Here is a 16,601-nt window from a genome sequence, read left to right on the forward strand (position 1 = left end):
AAAAAAAAGTAAATGGAACTCAAAACAATCAAAATAACGCTCTAAATCCCAACCAGAAACGCTACCCTTTGTAAATCCTTAATAATTTTTGCTATAATAAAGCCCTAACTGAAATTTATCATTTTATTTTAGTTAGGCTCCTTGAATTAGAATTATAGTAGACTTGTTATACCTTGTTCTAAATATTGTGGTATACTAACAATGTTCAAAGACATGAATTGATTACTCAAGTGTGTAGCGATTTTTATCAGTCTTTGATACCAATAAGATACCGATAGGTATGAAACTAGGTATAGTAAGGAGAAACAATGACTAACGAAACCATTAACCAACAACCACAAACCGAAGCGGCTTTTAACCCGCAGCAATTTATCAACAATCTTCAAGTGGCTTTTCTTAAAGTTGATAACGCTGTCGCTTCATACGATCCTGATCAAAAACCAATCGTTGATAAGAATGATAGGGATAACAGGCAAGCTTTTGATGGAATCTCGCAATTAAGGGAAGAATACTCCAATAAAGCGATCAAAAATCCTACCAAAAAGAATCAGTATTTTTCAGACTTTATCAATAAGAGCAATGATTTAATCAACAAAGACAATCTCATTGATATAGGTTCTTCCATAAAAAGCTTTCAGAAATTTGGGACTCAGCGTTACCGAATTTTCACAAGTTGGGTGTCCCATCAAAACGATCCGTCTAAAATCAACACCCGATCGATCCGAAATTTTATGGAAAATATCATACAACCCCCTATCCCTGATGACAAAGAAAAAGCAGAGTTTTTGAAATCTGCCAAACAATCTTTTGCAGGAATCATTATAGGGAATCAAATCCGAACGGATCAAAAGTTCATGGGCGTGTTTGATGAATTCTTGAAAGAAAGGCAAGAAGCAGAAAAAAATGGAGAGCCTACTGGTGGGGATTGGTTGGATATTTTTTTATCATTTGTATTTAACAAAGAACAATCTTCTGATGTCAAAGAAGCAATCAATCAAGAACCAGTTCCCCATGTCCAACCAGATATAGCCACTACCACCACCCACATACAAGGCTTACCGCCTGAATCTAGGGATTTGCTTGATGAAAGGGGTAATTTTTCTAAATTCACTCTTGGCGATATGGAAATGTTAGATGTTGAGGGCGTCGCCGACATTGATCCTAATTACAAGTTCAATCAATTATTGATTCACAATAACGCTCTGTCTTCTGTGTTAATGGGGAGTCATAATGGCATAGAACCTGAAAAAGTTTCATTATTGTATGCGGGCAATGGTGGTTTTGGAGCCAAGCACGATTGGAACGCCACCGTTGGTTATAAAAACCAACAAGGCGACAATGTGGCTACACTCATTAATGTGCATATGAAAAACGGCAGTGGCTTAGTCATAGCAGGTGGTGAGAAAGGGATTAACAACCCTAGTTTTTATCTCTACAAAGAAGACCAACTCACAGGCTCACAACGAGCATTGAGTCAAGAAGAGATCCGAAACAAAATAGATTTCATGGAATTTCTTGCACAAAACAATGCTAAATTAGACAACTTGAGCGAGAAAGAGAAAGAAAAATTCCAAAATGAGATTGAAGATTTTCAAAAAGACTCTAAGGCTTATTTAGACGCCCTAGGGAATGATCGTATTGCCTTTGTTTCTAAAAAAGACCCAAAACATTCAGCTTTAATTACTGAGTTTGGTAAGGGGGATTTGAGCTACACTCTCAAAGATTATGGGAAAAAAGCAGATAGAGCTTTAGATAGGGAGAAAAATGTTACTCTTCAAGGTAACCTAAAACATGATAGCGTGATGTTTGTTAATTATTCTAATTTCAAATACACCAACGCCTCCAAGAGTCCTGATAAGGGTGTAGGCGTTACAAATGGCGTTTCCCATTTAGACGCAGGCTTTAGCAAGGTAGCTGTCTTTAATTTGCCTGATTTAAATAATCTCGCTATCACTAGTTTCGTAAGGCGGAATTTAGAGAATAAACTAGTCACTGAAGGATTGTCCCTACAAGAAGCTAATAAGCTTATCAAAGATTTTTTGAGCAGCAACAAAGAATTGGTTGGAAAAGCTTTAAACTTCAATAAAGCTGTAGCTGACGCTAAAAACACAGGCAACTATGATGAAGTGAAAAAAGCTCAGAAAGATCTTGAAAAATCTCTAAGGAAACGAGAGCATTTAGAGAAAGAAGTAGAGAAAAAATTGGAGAGCAAAAGCGGCAACAAAAATAAAATGGAAGCGAAAGCTCAAGCTAACAGCCAAAAAGATAAGATTTTTGCGTTGATCAATAAAGAGGCTAATAGGGACGCAAGAGCAATCGCTTACTCTCAGAATCTTAAAGGCATCAAAAGGGAATTGTCTGATAAACTTGAAAAAATCAACAAGGATTTGAAAGACTTTAGTAAATCTTTTGATGAATTCAAAAATGGCAAAAATAAGGATTTTAGCAAGGCAGAAGAAACGCTAAAAGCCCTTAAAGGCTCGGTGAAAGATTTAGGTATCAATCCGGAATGGATTTCAAAAGTTGAAAACCTTAATGCAGCTTTGAATGAATTCAAAAATGGCAAAAATAAGGATTTCAGCAAGGTAACGCAAGCAAAAAGCGACCTTGAAAATTCCGTTAAAGATGTGATCATCAATCAAAAGATAACGGATAAAGTTGACAATCTCAATCAAGCGGTATCAATGGCTAAAGCAACGGGTGATTTCAGTAGGGTAGAGCAAGCGTTAGCCGATCTCAAAAACTTCTCAAAGGAGCAATTGGCTCAACAAACTCAAAAAAATGAAAGTTTCAATGTTGGAAAAAAATCTGAAATATATCAATCCGTTAAGAATGGTGTGAACGGAACCCTAGTCGGTAATGGGTTATCTGGAATAGAGGCCACAGCTCTCGCCAAAAATTTTTCGGATATCAAGAAAGAATTGAATGAGAAATTTAAAAATTTCAATAACAATAACAATAATGGACTCGAAAACGAACCCATTTATGCTAAAGTTAATAAAAAGAAAACAGGACAAGTAGCTAGCCCTGAAGAACCCATTTACGCTCAAGTTGCTAAAAAGGTGAATGCAAAAATTGACCGACTCAATCAAGCAGCAAGTGGTTTGGGTGGTGTAGGGCAAGCGGGCTTCCCTTTGAAAAGGCATGATAAAGTTGATGATCTCAGTAAGGTAGGGCGATCAGTTAGCCCTGAACCCATTTATGCTACGATTGATGATCTCGGCGGACCTTTCCCTTTGAAAAGGCATGATAAAGTTGATGATCTCAGTAAGGTAGGGCGATCAGTTAGCCCTGAACCCATTTATGCTACGATTGATGATCTCGGCGGACCTTTCCCTTTGAAAAGGCATGATAAAGTTGATGATCTCAGTAAGGTAGGGCGATCAGTTAGCCCTGAACCCATTTATGCTACGATTGATGATCTCGGCGGACCTTTCCCTTTGAAAAGGCATGATAAAGTTGATGATCTCAGTAAGGTAGGGCTTTCAAGGAATCAAGAATTGGCTCAGAAAATTGACAATCTCAGTCAAGCGGTATCAGAAGCTAAAGCAGGTTTTTTTAGCAATCTAGAGCAAACGATAGACAAGCTCAAAGATTCTACAAAATACAATTCTGTGAATCTATGGGTTGAAAGTGCAAAAAAAGTGCCTGCTAGTTTGTCAGCGAAACTAGACAATTACGCTACTAACAGCCACACACGCATTAATAGCAATATCCAAAATGGAGCAATCAATGAAAAAGCGACCGGTATGCTAACGCAAAAAAACCCTGAGTGGCTCAAGCTCGTGAATGATAAGATAGTTGCGCATAATGTGGGAAGCGTTCCTTTGTCAGAGTATGATAAAATTGGCTTCAACCAGAAGAATATGAAAGATTATTCTGATTCGTTCAAGTTTTCCACCAAGTTGAACAATGCTGTAAAAGACGTTAAGTCTAGCTTTACGCAATTTTTAGCCAATGCATTTTCTACAGGATATTACTCCTTGGCGAGGGAAAATGCGGAGCATGGAATCAAAAATGTTAATACAAAAGGTGGTTTCCAAAAATCTTAAAGGATTAAGGAATACCAAAAACGCAAAAACCACCCCTTGCTAAAAACAAGGGGTTTTTTAACTTAAAATATCCCAACAGACACTAACGAAAGGTTTTGTTCTTTAAGTCTGCATGGATATTTCCTACCCCAAAAAGACTTAACCCTTTGATAAAGAAACTTAATTAATAAGAGTGAAGCATGGCATTAGTTTTGTAGATGCGAGTATTCCATATTATGGATATAAGCTAAGTTTTTGTTTGGAAAGAATTGAAGATATAGGGGAATTCACTCTATTTTGCTTGCATGCTTTTGGGGATGGATTAAATCTTAATGAATTATCGCAAGTTACAGACATTGATCGCATGATTATTCAAAAACACCTAGATTTTTTAGTAAAGCGGGGGTTTGTGGATGGAAAGCATTTAGCGTTTTACAATTTGAGCCATTCTTTAGCCTGTTTTTCTAGCCAGATCACATCGCCGCTCGCATGAAATTCCACTTTAGGGAATGCGTGTGCATTTTTCTTAAGGGCGTATTTTTGTTGCAAATATTCCACAATAGCATCGCCCGAATGGATGAGTAGGGGGGGCGTTGAAAGGGCAAAATGCTCCATAAAATAGCCCTCAATTTTTTGAGCGATCAAGGGAAAATGCGTGCAACCTAAAATGATCACTTCAGGTAAGATCTCTAATGGAGTGAAATAATAACGCATGCAAGTTTCTAACAATTCGCCCTCTAAAATACTTTCTTCAATCAAAGGCACAAAAAGAGAAGTGGCTAAATGCGAAACATTCAAATAGCCTTGTTGTTTCAGGGCATTGTCATAAGCGTTGGATTGAATCGTCGCTTTTGTCCCTAGCACTAAAATAGAGGCGTTTTTATCTTTTACTTGTTGCTTGATCGCTAAAATGCTTGGCTCAATCACGCCCACAATAGGGATTTTGGAATGCTTTTGCATCTCTTCTAAAGCTAGAGCGCTCGCTGTGTTGCATGCCACAATCAATAATTTAATCTGGTGCGGTTTGAAAAAATCCAAAGCCTCTAAGCCAAATTGCTTGATCGTGGTGGGGTCTTTAGTGCCATAAGGCACTCTAGCGCTATCGCCATAATAGATGATTTCATCAAATAGTTGCGCTTTTAAGAGGCTTTTTAAAACGCTAAACCCCCCCACACCGCTATCAAAAACGCCTATTTTCATGACACTTTTTTTAATTTAATGGGATTAATTAGGGATTTTATTTTTCATTCATTAAATTTAAAAATTCTTCATTGTCCTTAGTTTGTTGCATTTTAGAATACACAAAGCTTAAGGCTTCTATGTCATCCATTTGTTGCATCACATTCCTTAAAACCCACACTTTAGTCAATCGGTCTTTGCCAAGCAAGATATTATCTTTTCGTGTGCCGGATTTTAAAATATCAAAGGCCGGGTAAATGCGCCTGTCTGCGATATTTCTCGCTAAAACGATTTCGCTATTCCCGGTGCCTTTAAATTCTTCAAAAATCACCTCATCCATTCTAGATCCCGTTTCAATCAACGCAGTAGCGATAATCGTCAAGCTCCCGCTCTCTTCAATATTCCTTGCGGCTCCAAAAAAGCGCTTGGGCCTGTGCAAGGCGTTTGCATCCACGCCCCCACTTAAAACCTTACCGCTTGAAGGCGTTACAGCGTTATACGCTCTGGCTAAACGGGTGATAGAATCCAATAAAACCACCACATCTTTGCCCATTTCCACGCGCCTTTTCGCCCTTTCTAGGACTAATTCAGCGATTCTTATGTGGTTGTTTGCGGGCAAATCAAAAGTGGAGCTAAAAACTTGACCTTTAACGCTTCGTTGCATATCCGTAACTTCTTCAGGGCGCTCATCCACTAAAAGGATAATCAGCTCCACTTCAGGGTGGTTAGAAGTGATGCCTTGGGCGAGTTCTTTCATCAGCTCCGTTTTCCCAGTCCTTGGTGGCGCGACGATCAAAGCCCTTTGACCTTTCCCCACAGGGCTGAATAAATCTAACATTCTGCCGGTAACTTTAGTGGGTTCGTATTCTAATTTGATTTGTTCATCCGGGAATAGGGGGGTTAGATTGTCAAACAAAGGGCGGTTTTTAATCTCATCTGAAGGCAAATAATTGATGGCTTCTATTTTTAAAAGGGCGTAGTATTTTTCCTGGTCTTTGGGGGATCGCACTTGACCGGTAACAATATCGCCATTCCTTAAAGCAAAACGCCTGATTTGAGAAGGGCTGACATAAGTGTCGTTATGCCCGTCTGAAAAACTCCCATCAAACCCTCTTAAAAAGCCATAGCCATCAGGCATGATTTCTAAAATCCCGGTAAAAAGAATGTATCCGCCTTGCGTAACTTGGGTTTTTAAAATTTCAAACATCAAGTCTTGTCGTTTGAATTCTTGGGGGTTTTCCACTTTGAGCTTGTTAGCGATTTCTAAAAGCTTTTCAGTAGGGTAGGTGCGTAAATCTTCAATGTGATAACCGCTCACTGGCGTGTGCGTTTTGACTTTGTGCGAACTTTTGTGCGTAGGCGCGTTTTCGTTCATTAAATTTCCTTTTAACAAAAAGAGATTTCTAGTTTGTTGCAATTAAGATAAAAATACAAAAAGCTAAAGCATTCTTAAAAAATTAGTGTAACCAAAAGATGCTAATAAGTGGTGCATGCCACAAGTGTTGAATTTCATAATGCTTTGCTATGCTATCATAATTTTTTTAACAAAGTCAAATTTTATTTTAACTTTAGAGTGGTTTTAATTTGTTGTTACTTATGCTATAATTTTAAGTTTAAATTTAAAAATAAAGGATACTTGATGAAAAAAGGCATTCACCCCGAATATATCCCATGCAAAGTTACTTGCGTAACGAGCGGGAAAGAAATTGAAGTTTTAAGCACTAAACCTGAAATGCGTATTGATATTTCTAGCTTTTGCCACCCTTTCTATACCGGTAGCGATAAGATCGCTGACACTACAGGGAGAGTAGAGAAATTCAAGCAACGCTACAACTTGAAGTAACTCTTTTAAAAAGCGTGGCTTTTTGTGCTGTATTTTTTGCCCACTCCTATAGGTAATCTCGCTGACATCACGCTACGCGCCTTAGAAGTTTTAGAGTGTTGCGAGGTTTTTTTATGCGAGGATACAAGGGTGAGTAAGAGGTTGTTGCACTTGCTTGCACAAAACCCTGTTATTAGCCATTCTTTCCCTAATATCGCTACTAAAAAAAGGGAGTTTATCGCCTTCCATTCACACAACGATCAGGAATTTTTAAACCAAATAGAGCTTTCTTTTTTTGACAAAGAAATCGCTGTGATGAGCGATGCAGGCATGCCAAGTTTGAGCGATCCAGGCATGAGTTTAGCCGCTTACGCTTTAAAACACAATATCCAATACGATGTTTTGCCCGGGGCTAACGCGCTCACTACGGCGTTTTGCGCGAGCGGGTTTTTAGAAGGGCGGTTTTTTTATGCCGGCTTTTTACCTCATAAGAGTAAGGAAAGGCGCTTAAAAATCGCTAAAATTTTAAACGCTTTAGCGTATTTAGAAGAAAAAACCCCGGTGGTTTTTTATGAAAGTCCGCACCGATTGTTGGAAACTTTAAAGGATTTAAACGATTTGGCTAAAGGCATGCATTTGTTTGCGGCTAAAGAGCTTACCAAACTCCACCAGCAATATTATTTAGGAGAGGTTTCTCAAATCATAGAGCGGTTGCAACAAAATAATATCCAAGGGGAGTGGGTTTTAGTGCTTTTGAATGAAAAAAAAATAGAGCCTTGCATGGGGCTATCGGCGTTATTGGAATTGGATTTACCTCCTAAAATTAAGGCTAAAATTGAAGCCGCTATGACACAAAAAAACGCTAAAGAGCTTTATTTCCAGCGTTTGTTAGAAGAAAAAAATCAATAAAAGGGGTTTAGCATGCAAGCAGTGATTTATGGCAAGCAAGTGGTTATGCGCATTCTAAACTCTCATCAAGAAAAATTGCAAGAAATCTATCTTTCTAAAGAAATAGACAAAAAGTTTTTTTTCGCGCTCAAAAAAGCATGCCCTAATATCATCAAAGTGGATAATAAAAAAGCGCAAAGCTTGGCTAAGGGGGGGAACCATCAAGGGGTTTTGGCTAAAGTAGAACTGCCTTTAGCGGTTTCTTTAAAAGAGATTAAAAAAGCTCAAAAACTTTTGGTGCTTTGCGGGATTACGGATGTGGGGAATATTGGGGGTATTTTTAGGAGCGCGTATTGCTTAGGAATGGATGGCGTTATTTTAGATTTTGCTAAAGAATTGGCTTATGAGGGGATCGTGCGATCCAGCTTGGGGCTTATGTATGATTTGCCTTTTAGCGTTATGCCTAACACGCTGGATTTAATCAATGAATTGAAAACGAGCGGGTTTTTATGTTTGGGCGCGAGCATGCAAGGATCTAGCCAAGCAGAAAATCTATCCTTAAAAAAATGCGCTCTTTTTTTGGGGAGCGAGCATGAGGGGTTGTCTAAAAAAATCCTTGCTAAAATGGACGCTATATTGAGCGTAAAAATGCGAAGAGATTTTGATTCGCTCAATGTGAGTGTGGCAGCAGGGATCTTAATGGATAAAATCAACTAGGTGGTCAATTGAATGGAACAGAATAAAAAAAGTTTAGAAAATTTAGATATTTCTGATGTTCAAAACATTTCTAAGGATATTTCTGGTGCGGCATTAGAAGAATTATCGCTTAAAAATTTAGATAAAAATTTGCAAATTTTAAAAGAAGTTGGAGTGGCAGAAATTTGCAAGGCGACTAAAATCGCTTCTAAAAATATCCATTCTATCTTGGAAAAGCGTTATGAGTCTTTATCAAGGGTGCATGCTAGGGGATTTATACAAATTTTAGAGCGCGAGTATAAAATTGATTTGAGTGCATGGATGAAAGAATTTGACAAAGTGTGTGTTTTTAAAGAGGGCGTGGGAGAAGAGCAAAATCAAGAAACAAACCCTGAAGAAACAGCAAAAAAACCCCTTAAGGTTGAATTGGATTACAGCATCAATCAGGCTAATACTTCATTATCCAAAAAGTCTTCCAAATGGAAACCCTTTGTTATCGTTTTAGGAGTGGTTGTCATTATTTTGGCGGTCGTTATCATTCAAAACAGCTCTTCTTTAAAAGAAGAAAGAGGGCAAGAAAGCGCTATTAAATCCGGCACTAAAAAGAATTCTTTCAATGAAGTTAATCCTACAGAAGAAAACAAGCCAGAGCCAACGCCTAAACTAGAAGCAAAACACAAAGAACAAGACAAGCAAGAAAAAGAAGCGATCAAAGAAGATCCTAACACCATTTATATCATCCCTAAAAAAGATATTTGGGTAGAAGTGATTGATTTGGATGAGAAAAAAAATTCCTTTCAAAAGGTTTTTAAAAAAAATTATTCTTTAGAAACCAAAAACCACCGCTTATTATTGCGTTTTGGGCATGGGCATCTTAACCTTAAAAACAACCATCAAGAACAAAATTATAACGACAGCAAAACTAAGCGGTTTTTATACGAGCCAAATAAAGGCTTAACGCTCATCAATGAGACCCAATACAAAGCGCTCCAGCAATGAACAAGCTTTTTTTAGCTTTTATTGTTGGGGGAATGCTATTAAGCGCTGATGCTTTAAACGATAAGATTGAGAATTTAATAGGGGAGCGCTCCTACCACATGAACAAGCTTTTTTTAGAGCGTTTGTTTAAAAATCGTAAGGATTTCTATGTAATGGGGCGTTTGGATTCCTTAAAATTGCTTAACACTCTCAAAGAGAACGGGCTTTTGTCTTTTAATTTTGACAAACCAAGCGTGTTAAAAATCACTTTCAAGGCTTCAAGCAATCCCCTAGCGTTTGCCAAAAGCATCAATAATTCTTTGAGCATGATGGGGTATTCGTATGTTTTGCCCATTAAAATGCAAAGTTCTTCAGGTGAGAATGTTTTTTCATACGAGCTTAAAACAGAATATGTTTTAGACCCTAACATTTTGATAGAGACGATGAAAAGGCATGGTTTTGATTTTGTGGATATTAGGCACATATCCTTGAAAGAGTGGGAATACGATTTTTCTTTACAAGAAGTCAAGCTCCCTAATGCGAGAGTCTTAGTCTTGAGTAGCGATCCTGTGGAGTTTAAGGAAGCGAGCGGGAAATACTGGCTGAGCGTGAATCAGAATGCGTATTTAAAAATAAGCTCTAATAACCCTTTGTGGCAACCCAAAATCATTTTTTATGATGAAAACTTAAAGATCATTCAAATCATTGCCAAAGAAAACAAACAACAAGAAATCGCTCTTAATTTGCTTGATGGCGTGCGTTTTATCCATATCACTGACGCAAAAAACCCTATCGTTTTAAAAAATGGGATTAGCGTGGTTTTTGATGCGATGCCTTAAGTAGGGGTAACCCTTATCCAATTTAATTGGAATATGAGAAAATGCACTTTTAGACTTGAAAAAAGAGAGCCTTAATAATAGCGATCCACCCAATATTTACCAAAAAAAATCTTTTGTATCACACAGCCCACCAATAGCCCAGCTCCCGCTTCTATAAAAAAGACAGCCCACCAATTAATAAAACCAAACCATACAAAAAATAAATGCGCTGGTAAAGCGCCAAGCAATAGTGAAACGCCGCTCACAATAGAAATTCCAAAGCGGGTTTTAAAGATCTTACTTTTTTTGCCAAACGCCATGTCTGCTACAAATTCCCCACTAAAAGAAATCAAAAACCACCCAATCAAATGTTCAGGCATCAATAACCAAGCAACTGCACTACTTCTATTAACCGCTGTAATGACAAGAAGTGAGAAAAAATACACGCTTGCAGATGCAAAATGCCTACCCCTATTCCTTAAAGACCAATTCCTAGAAAAGCGGCTTTTGATTTTTTCATGTGTAACCATAGGATTTCTTTCTTTTTTAAAATACCATTAGACCTAACTTTTGTATTGTAAAATAAGAATGCTTTCATTCAATACTCTGATCATGATGATTGTCTTTTTATATTCAAACAAAAGGATAGAATAGCAGATTGGTAACATAATGATATTTTTTATATTATTTTACAAACTATGTAAAATATCCGCTTTTTTCTAAAATGATAGCAAGTAGTGAAGAATTTGGTTTTGTTTTTATTGAGCGTTGGTTATGAAAAAATATTGCATTTTTTAAGATTGGATAGTAGAGAGTTTGATTTTATTCAAGCGGTATTTTTTAAAGCGTTCTTTAGGGGGGATTTTAGTTGTAGGGGGAGAATGATTTCAAAACACCCCTTATTTCTTTAAGAGAATGAGTTTAAAATAAAGTTTAAACACACAATTTTAAAAGTTAAAGAACCAGTTATCAAGATTTCATTAACGCAAAGTTTTTTATAGATTTAGTTCATGCTCTCCACAAACGAACCAAGCGACATTAATTTTTGATAGCGGTTTTCAAGGAAATGAGGGTCTTGTTGGATAGTCCTTAGAGCGTCTAAAAAATACTCTTTGATCGTGTTGGCGGCTGAAAATTTGTCTCTATGAGCCCCTTTGCTAGGCTCTAAGATAATATCATCAATAAGCCCCGCCTCCTTTAAGTCTCTAGGCGTGATTTTCATCGCTTTAATAGCCACTTCAGTTTTGCTAGGGTCATCCCAAAGAATCGCCGCACAACCTTCTGGGGATATAACGCTAAAAATGGAATATTCCATCATAGCCAATTTGTCAGCCACTGCAATTGCTAGCGCGCCACCACTGCCCCCTTCACCGATAATTACAGAAATAGTAGGGACTTTTAAGGAAGCGAACTCTTGGAGGTTTTTAGCGATCGCTTCACTCTGGCCTCTTTCTTCTGCACCAATCCCCGGATACGCCCCGGCTGTATCTATAAGCATTAAAATAGGCAAATTAAACTTTTCAGCAAATTTTGCCATTTTCAAAGCCTTACGATAGCCACAAGGGTTAGGCATGCCAAAATTTCTTAAGAGCTTGTTTTTAGTCCCTCTGCCCTTTTCTTCTCCGATCACCACAACCGGGACATTATCAATTTTCCCTATAAAACACACAATCGCTTTATCATCGTTATAGTGCCTATCCCCAAAGACTTCATACTTATCCTTTAAGATGAGATCAATGTAATCCATAGCGTAGGGTCTGTCAGGGTGTCTTGCTAATTGGAGTTTTTGAAAATCAGTGAGATTGGAATAAATGCTTTTAACTTCCTTATCCAATCTTTTTTCTAAGATTTCTTTAGCATCCTCATCGCCTCTAATAAGGGCTAATTCAATTTCATTTTGAATCTCTTTAATATGATTTTCAAAATCTAAATAAATGGCCATTCAAAATCCTAAATTAAAACTAGGCTTTTTTGAAAATCACAACACCATTAGTGCCACCAAAACCAAATGAGTTACTCATCACCGCATCCACTTGTTTTTCTCTGGCCGTATTAGGGATATAATCCAAATTGCATTCTGGGTCAGGCGTTTCTTGATTGATGGTAGGAGGCAAGATCCCTTGATTCATGGCCATGATAGAAATAACGGCTTCTAACGCGCCCGCAGCGCCCAAGCAATGCCCAATCTGCCCTTTAGTGGAGCTAACAGGAGGGACTTTTTCTTTAGAGCCAAACACATTTTTTAGAGCGATGCTTTCATACCAATCGTTATAATGCGTGCTAGTCCCGTGAGCGTTCACATAGCCTACTTCCACTTTCGCCATTTCTAAAGCCATTTTCATGGCTCTAAAAGCCCCTTCACCCTCAGGGGCCGGGGCTGTGATGTGGTTAGCATCGCCGCTCTCGCCATATCCGGCAAATTCTGCATAAATTTTTGCCCCTCTTTTTTTCGCACTCTCGTATTCTTCAAGCACCAAAGCCCCAGCACCTTCGCCCATCACAAAACCATTGCGATCCTTATCAAAAGGTCTTGAAGCTTTTTTGGGATCATCGTTCCTTGTAGAAAGGGCTTTAATGCTCGCAAACCCCCCAATCCCTACAGGACAAATGGTGGATTCCGCTCCCACGACTAACATGCGATCAGCCCCATTAAGCAGAATGGTTTTAACGGCCTCAATAATGGCATGAGTGCCTGCTGCACAAGCCGTTACGCTAGAGAGGTTAGGCCCTTTAATGCCAAACTCAATGGAAGTGAAACCACCAATCATATTCACTAACGCAGAAGTGATAAAAAAGGGGTTGACCTTTCTAGGGCCTTTTTCAAAACAAAAAATGGAATTCGCTTCAATATTGCCTAATCCGCCAATCCCAGAGCCAGAGCTTACGCCCATGCGATTTGCCAATTCTTCAGGGCATCTATTGTGAGCGTCTAAAATCCCACTATCTTTCATCGCCTCTCTTGTGGCTTTCAAGGCTAATTGAATGAAACGACCCGCCTTTTTAACATCTTTGGGATTCATCACCTCTGTAGGGTCAAAGTCAGTGATTTCTCCAGCAATACGCACAGGAAACGCGCTCGCATCAAAACTTTCTATGTGTTTGATACCGCATTCCCCTTTAGCGATCGCTAAAAAAGAATCTTCTTTATTTAAACCTAGCGAATTGATCATTCCCATTCCAGTTACTACAATCCGACGCACCAATAGCTCCTCATTTCAAAACTTTAATTCAATAAAACTAGATTTTAGCTAAAGCCAAATTTTTGACTAAAACCTGGAGACAAACGCTCCAAGTTCAAAAAAGATTAAGCTAGTTTATTATCCTCAATATACTTCACCACATCGCCCACATTGACGATTTTTTCCGCTTGCTCATCAGGAATCTCAACGCCAAACTTTTCTTCTAACGCCATGATTAATTCCACGACATCTAAAGAGTCCGCACCCAAATCCTTCACAAATTCCGCCTCTGGCGTAACTTGCGCCGCATCCACATTCAACTGCTCAGCAATAACTGACTGAATATCTTCAAATAAAGCCATAATTAAAACTCCCTTGTTTTGTAAAAATTAAATCAACCATTCGTTGGAGCGTTTATTTTTGCTCCAAAACATCTAAAATCCTATACAACAAATAAATTACAATGAGAAACAATATTAAGTAAATAATCCCCATTTGATAATAACCTCTTTGTTTTAGAATAACCTCATAATGTTAGCATGATTTTTGCTACTTACAAACTTTTATCGCTAAAAGAACCCTTTGTTTAGGACTACATATAAAGCCCGCCATTGACTTTGAGAGTCTCTCCAGTGATGTAACTAGAGTGATCACTCAAAAGAAACGCTACCGCTTCTGCCACTTCCTTAGCAGACCCTAGTCTGTTTAAAGGAATGTTTTTAACATAATCCGCTTTGAGTTCGTCTTTCAAATTGGCGTTCATGTCGGTTTCTATAAAGCCTGGTGTTACAGAGTTGAAACGAATATTCCTTAAAGCTCCCTCATAAGCAAAGGACTTGCTCATCGCAATCATTCCTCCCTTACTCGCTGAGTAGTTTGTCTGCCCCATATTGCCTCTTTCACCAATGATAGAAGCGACATTGACCACGCTCCCAAAACGACTCTTGCTCATCACCTTTAAAGCCTCTCTGCAACCTATAAAGGCTGAAGTGAGGTTATTGTCTATGACATGGTGAAAGTCTTCTGTTTTCATTTTGATCGCTAATTTATCGCGCACCACACCGGCGTTATTCACCAAGTAAGACAACCCCCCATCGCTTTGGACAATGGTTTGTATCGCTTCAATAAAATCGCTTTCAGAAGCCGCATCAAATTTAATGACAGCTGCCTTACAGCCTTTTTCTTCAAGCTCATTTTTCAAAGCGTCAGCCACTTCAGCATTACTGCGGTAATTGATCCAAACTTTCAGCCCCATAGAAGCGAGAGTTTTAGCGATTTCAGCCCCAATGCCTTTAGAAGCTCCGGTAATGAGAACATTTTTCCCTGTGAATTGCATTATTCAATAATCCTTAATTTTTAAATTTTTTCAAGTTCTTATAGTCTTGATTCATAACGCCTTAACATATAAAGACGCTTTAAGACTTTCTTTTTAGCACTGATTTTTTGCTTTTTGCGCTTTTCAGTTTTAGATTCAAAGAATCTCCTTGCACGGCATTCTGTTACCACCAAATTGCGATCGGTTTGCTTTTTGAATCTCCTGTAAGCTTCATCAAACGCATCGCCTTCTCTAACCTTAATCCCTGGCATACTGCTATCACCTCTTTTCCATAGCTTAAAATCATTGCTTAACAATGGCTACAAATGAAATAGCATTATATAAGACGAATTAACTGGTTGTCAAGAATTTTCACTTTTTTCTAGCAATTTTGTTAATAAGGTTATAAGGATCAAAGGCGACCGTCATATACACTTGGTAAGATTCTGACCAAGGCAAGCTCCTATCAAAGCCCCCACGCATCGCATTAAGAACGAAGTTGATGCGGACCGATGCGAAGTCGTTTTTCCAGTTGTAATAAAAATCAAAACGATTATACATGTTCGCTTGAAAGAATGGCACGCCACGATAAATAGGCGTGGGGCAATACGAAGGCGTGCAATACATTTCAACATACTGGTATTGGTTATAAAAAGGCATCTCTGGGGTCTTGGCGAAGAAAAATAAATTGTGGATGCCAAAGCCTTTGTATTGGATCTCCACATCAAATTGCCCGCCCACGCTGTTCATAAAAGGCACATTGTTGTGAATTTGCCTTAATCGGCTTGATTCAGAAACCATGCCAAAACTGGCGTTGAGTTTTTCCATAAAGGGGGCGATGTCTAAAAGGCTTGTCCCTATGTAAGCGTTAAAGTAGAGGCGATCCATAAGATAAATATTATTATTGTCAATCGCTTTTTTTTCATTAAACTGCATGCCATCAGCCCCATTCAAAAGGTATTTGTCTTCGTTATGGAACAAGACAAAATACCCTCCAATACCCAATAAATCCTTAAAGAAATTATAAGCCACAGAGCCGTTCATTTGAAACCTGTCCATCGCATTCCCATAAGGGTTTCTCCCAAACTTACAAGTGTTGTAACAATTGCCTCCAAACCAATCTAGCATGAATTCCGCATGCCCATAATAGGGTTTTGAAGGCGAATAATGGTTTTGAAATTGCAATAAAAACCCTCTAGCGTTTGGATCTATAAACCAATAATAAGGGGCAAAAATATTCAAACCATACCTTCCTAAGAGGTTTTTTCTAGGAAAGATGCCGCCATAAAAAGTAAAACGCTTCCCTCTAGCCTTATAATACATAGTAGGGCCCCAGCGGTAGGGAAAATTAGTGCTGTAGTTATGGAAGTTTTGAAAAAAATACGCCCCCACAGTCAAGCTTTGCTCCACACCTTTTGTATAAAATTGGATCCCAAAATTTGGAGTCAAACGGGTTTTAAGATTGGTGTTAGTATTGACCCAATAAGGCGTTGAGCCTTCATGGTCCATGATAAACATATTGAAACCCAGATTGTATTTAAAAATATTCCAATCAAAAGCGTAAGAATTAACCGCTAATAAACAGACTAGAAAAGAATGTTTTAAAAAGGTGTTTATTGCCACTTGTTACCCCTATGTCATCATTATTTTTGATAAAAAAGCTTATCTTGTAACGAATGGGTATTCTAGCACATC

General features: G+C 38.3%; 15 protein-coding genes. 6 read left to right on the top strand and 9 right to left on the bottom strand.

Features of this window, described 5'->3' with window-relative positions; genetic code table 11:
• Positions 1–308 precede the first annotated feature (308 nt).
• Positions 309–4,052, top strand: a complete 3,744-nt coding sequence (gene cagA, locus DQL14_RS03930) for a type IV secretion system oncogenic effector CagA (protein WP_108169893.1) — start codon at positions 309–311, stop codon at positions 4,050–4,052.
• Between the two features lie 411 nt (positions 4,053–4,463).
• Here cagA and murI read toward each other — a convergent pair whose 3' ends face one another.
• Positions 4,464–5,231 carry a glutamate racemase gene (gene murI, locus DQL14_RS03940; protein ID WP_108169895.1) on the bottom strand — a complete coding sequence of 256 codons (768 nt, stop codon included), beginning with the start codon at positions 5,229–5,231 and terminating at the stop codon, positions 4,464–4,466.
• A 37-nt stretch (positions 5,232–5,268) separates the two neighbouring features.
• Positions 5,269–6,585 carry a transcription termination factor Rho gene (rho, locus tag DQL14_RS03945; protein ID WP_108169896.1) on the bottom strand — a complete coding sequence of 439 codons (1,317 nt, stop codon included), beginning with the start codon at positions 6,583–6,585 and terminating at the stop codon, positions 5,269–5,271.
• Between the two features lie 264 nt (positions 6,586–6,849).
• Between rho and rpmE the strand changes: the two genes are divergently transcribed.
• From rpmE to DQL14_RS03970, 5 genes are read left to right on the top strand one after another with little or no spacing between them, the layout of a single operon-like run.
• On the top strand, positions 6,850–7,053 hold the full coding sequence (rpmE, locus tag DQL14_RS03950) for a 50S ribosomal protein L31 (RefSeq protein WP_108169979.1): 204 nt from the start codon (positions 6,850–6,852) through the stop codon (positions 7,051–7,053).
• 24 nt (positions 7,054–7,077) lie between these two features.
• The gene (rsmI, locus tag DQL14_RS03955) at positions 7,078–7,941 is read left to right on the top strand and encodes a 16S rRNA (cytidine(1402)-2'-O)-methyltransferase (RefSeq protein WP_108169897.1); all 864 of its coding nucleotides are present in this window, start codon (positions 7,078–7,080) and stop codon (positions 7,939–7,941) included.
• A gap of 12 nt (positions 7,942–7,953) precedes the next feature.
• The gene (gene rlmB / locus DQL14_RS03960; RefSeq protein WP_033588173.1) at positions 7,954–8,637 is read left to right on the top strand and encodes a 23S rRNA (guanosine(2251)-2'-O)-methyltransferase RlmB; all 684 of its coding nucleotides are present in this window, start codon (positions 7,954–7,956) and stop codon (positions 8,635–8,637) included.
• Between the two features lie 12 nt (positions 8,638–8,649).
• The gene (locus DQL14_RS03965; protein ID WP_108169898.1) at positions 8,650–9,615 is read left to right on the top strand and encodes a sialidase; all 966 of its coding nucleotides are present in this window, start codon (positions 8,650–8,652) and stop codon (positions 9,613–9,615) included.
• Positions 9,612–10,433: a hypothetical protein gene (locus DQL14_RS03970; RefSeq protein WP_108169899.1), complete on the top strand. Its 822-nt coding sequence runs from the start codon at positions 9,612–9,614 to the stop codon at positions 10,431–10,433. The genes DQL14_RS03965 and DQL14_RS03970 overlap by 4 nt, the downstream gene beginning before the upstream one ends.
• Before the next feature lie 71 nt (positions 10,434–10,504).
• Here DQL14_RS03970 and DQL14_RS03975 read toward each other — a convergent pair whose 3' ends face one another.
• The 7 genes from DQL14_RS03975 to DQL14_RS04005 form a co-directional block, all read right to left on the bottom strand.
• Positions 10,505–10,942, bottom strand: a complete 438-nt coding sequence (locus tag DQL14_RS03975; protein WP_000256111.1) for a hypothetical protein — start codon at positions 10,940–10,942, stop codon at positions 10,505–10,507.
• Positions 10,943–11,415: 473 nt separating this feature from the next.
• Positions 11,416–12,354, bottom strand: a complete 939-nt coding sequence (gene accA, locus DQL14_RS03980; RefSeq protein ID WP_108169900.1) for an acetyl-CoA carboxylase carboxyl transferase subunit alpha — start codon at positions 12,352–12,354, stop codon at positions 11,416–11,418.
• Positions 12,355–12,373: 19 nt separating this feature from the next.
• The gene (locus DQL14_RS03985; protein ID WP_108169980.1) at positions 12,374–13,612 is read right to left on the bottom strand and encodes a beta-ketoacyl-ACP synthase II; all 1,239 of its coding nucleotides are present in this window, start codon (positions 13,610–13,612) and stop codon (positions 12,374–12,376) included.
• A gap of 104 nt (positions 13,613–13,716) precedes the next feature.
• Entirely contained in the window at positions 13,717–13,953 is a 237-nt protein-coding gene (acpP, locus tag DQL14_RS03990) for an acyl carrier protein (RefSeq protein ID WP_050840487.1), read from the bottom strand.
• A gap of 230 nt (positions 13,954–14,183) precedes the next feature.
• Entirely contained in the window at positions 14,184–14,927 is a 744-nt protein-coding gene (gene fabG, locus DQL14_RS03995; RefSeq protein WP_108169901.1) for a 3-oxoacyl-ACP reductase FabG, read from the bottom strand.
• A 38-nt stretch (positions 14,928–14,965) separates the two neighbouring features.
• Positions 14,966–15,178, bottom strand: coding sequence for a 30S ribosomal protein S21 (gene rpsU / locus DQL14_RS04000; RefSeq protein ID WP_001117778.1), 213 nt, complete (start codon positions 15,176–15,178; stop codon positions 14,966–14,968).
• A 100-nt stretch (positions 15,179–15,278) separates the two neighbouring features.
• Complete coding sequence (locus tag DQL14_RS04005) at positions 15,279–16,529, bottom strand: hypothetical protein (RefSeq protein ID WP_023526055.1); 1,251 nt, start codon at positions 16,527–16,529, stop codon at positions 15,279–15,281.
• Between the last annotated feature and the right edge of the window lie 72 nt (positions 16,530–16,601).

The organism is Helicobacter pylori NCTC 11637 = CCUG 17874 = ATCC 43504 = JCM 12093 (assembly GCF_900478295.1).
In the GTDB taxonomy this organism is placed as follows: Bacteria; Campylobacterota; Campylobacteria; order Campylobacterales; family Helicobacteraceae; genus Helicobacter; species Helicobacter pylori.

Coding starts and splice junctions, on each gene's coding strand:
- cagA (WP_108169893.1), top strand. CDS start 309: ATGACTAACGAAACCATTAACCAACAACCACAAACCGAAGCGGCTTTT.
- murI (WP_108169895.1), bottom strand. CDS start 5,231: ATGAAAATAGGCGTTTTTGATAGCGGTGTGGGGGGGTTTAGCGTTTTA.
- rho (WP_108169896.1), bottom strand. CDS start 6,585: ATGAACGAAAACGCGCCTACGCACAAAAGTTCGCACAAAGTCAAAACG.
- rpmE (WP_108169979.1), top strand. CDS start 6,850: ATGAAAAAAGGCATTCACCCCGAATATATCCCATGCAAAGTTACTTGC.
- rlmB (WP_033588173.1), top strand. CDS start 7,954: ATGCAAGCAGTGATTTATGGCAAGCAAGTGGTTATGCGCATTCTAAAC.
- DQL14_RS03965 (WP_108169898.1), top strand. CDS start 8,650: ATGGAACAGAATAAAAAAAGTTTAGAAAATTTAGATATTTCTGATGTT.
- DQL14_RS03970 (WP_108169899.1), top strand. CDS start 9,612: ATGAACAAGCTTTTTTTAGCTTTTATTGTTGGGGGAATGCTATTAAGC.
- DQL14_RS03975 (WP_000256111.1), bottom strand. CDS start 10,942: ATGGTTACACATGAAAAAATCAAAAGCCGCTTTTCTAGGAATTGGTCT.
- accA (WP_108169900.1), bottom strand. CDS start 12,354: ATGGCCATTTATTTAGATTTTGAAAATCATATTAAAGAGATTCAAAAT.
- acpP (WP_050840487.1), bottom strand. CDS start 13,953: ATGGCTTTATTTGAAGATATTCAGTCAGTTATTGCTGAGCAGTTGAAT.
- fabG (WP_108169901.1), bottom strand. CDS start 14,927: ATGCAATTCACAGGGAAAAATGTTCTCATTACCGGAGCTTCTAAAGGC.
- rpsU (WP_001117778.1), bottom strand. CDS start 15,178: ATGCCAGGGATTAAGGTTAGAGAAGGCGATGCGTTTGATGAAGCTTAC.